The 374-nt window shown below is 60.7% G+C and carries 1 protein-coding gene; it reads left to right on the top strand.

Going from position 1 to position 374, the window contains the following annotated elements; all coding sequences use genetic code 11:
* Positions 1-216 (top strand): hypothetical protein (locus tag AC1DIX_RS28245; protein ID WP_477328682.1); only part of this gene is annotated, 216 nt, incomplete at its 5' end.
* Between the last annotated feature and the right edge of the window lie 158 nt (positions 217-374).

The raw sequence follows: 374 nt of genomic DNA, 5'->3' as shown, positions 1-374 counted from the left end.
GCCTTTGCCGGGCTCGGCCGCGATCATCTTGCCAAGGCGCAAAAGGCGGCAATCCCGCCCTCCGTCTTTCCGGCTTTCCTGCCGGCAACGCTTGCCAGGCCGGTGCTGGCAAGGGCGCAACGGGCAGGGGCAGGGTTGTTCGACCGGCCGTTGCAGCAGCCGCAATGGCGCCGTCAGCTGGGAATGACCTTTTCCTTGATGCGCAAGAAAATCTGAGGCGAGTTCAAACTCGCGCAAGCCTCAGGCACTATAAGGCGGCAACCGCAATTCCGGATTGGAGACCGCGTTGAGCATTATCATCTGGTCGATCATTTTCGCTGGCCTGTTTCTCCTGGCTTTCGTCGCGACACGCATGGCGTCGCAGAACAAGGAAG

This window comes from Massilia sp. 05N420 (assembly GCF_056397205.1).
This window is presented reverse-complemented; position numbering and strand designations above follow the sequence as displayed.